This window comes from Methylorubrum sp. POS3 (assembly GCF_043352485.1).
Classification (GTDB): domain Bacteria; phylum Pseudomonadota; class Alphaproteobacteria; order Rhizobiales; family Beijerinckiaceae; genus Methylobacterium; species Methylobacterium suomiense.
Genome location: NZ_JAPRBT010000031.1, coordinates 1 through 858, shown reverse-complemented (window position 1 = coordinate 858; position 858 = coordinate 1). Strand labels below are relative to the sequence as shown.

Sequence of the window (858 nt, the reverse complement as noted above, 5' to 3'; positions counted from 1 at the left end):
GGTCGTCTGGAACTGGAGCGCCCCCGACAAGGCCCTCGACTTCCTCGGCGCCGGCCAGACGCTCGACCAGACCTACACGTTGACCCTCTCGGACGGGAAGGGCGGGGTGGTGCGCCAGGACGTCGTGGTGACGCTGGTCGGCACGGACGACCTGCCGAGCATCACGGGCTCGACCGGGGCGACGTGGTACGAGGGCACGGCCGTCAACCACGCGCGCTCGGGCACGCTGACCTTCGCCGATGCCGATCTGACCGACCACCTGACCGTCTCGTTCGCCGGTCAGAGCGTGAGCTACACCAGCGTGTCGGGGGCGGACCTGACCGCCAGCCTGACGGCGGATCAGGTCGCGGCCCTGAAGGCGGCGTTCACGATGCCGACCGGGGATCTCGGCGCGAACCGGGGCACGGCGACCTGGTCCTACGCCATCGCCGACAAGGCGCTCGACTTCATCGGCCAGAACGACACCGTGCGGGTGGTCACGACCGTCCAGGGGAACGACGGCAACGGCGGGGTGGCGCAGCAGGCGGTGACGATCGCGCTTAAGGGGGTCAACGACGCGCCGGTGATCGTGGCGGGCGGCCAGGTCACGGGGAGTGTGACGGAGAAGGCGGGGGCCTACGGCGATGCGAGCCTCCACCTCACGGGCGGGAGCTTCGACTTCGCGGATATCGACCTCTCGGACGTGCACGCCGTGCGGGTGACGTCGAAGGGGGCGGGCTATCTCGGCGCGCTCAGCGCCACCGTCAGCGCGGACACGACCGGCGGGGGGGCGGGCCATGTCGCGTGGTCGTTCCAGGTGGCCGACAAGGCGCTGGACGCGCTGGCGGCGGGCCAGAGCGTGACGCAGACCTACGCGGT

1 protein-coding gene is annotated in these 858 nt (G+C 71.2%); it reads left to right on the top strand.

Annotated elements, in window-relative coordinates; genetic code table 11:
- Positions 1–858 (top strand): VCBS domain-containing protein (locus OWC43_RS23380; RefSeq protein ID WP_393958678.1); only part of this gene is annotated, 858 nt, incomplete at both ends.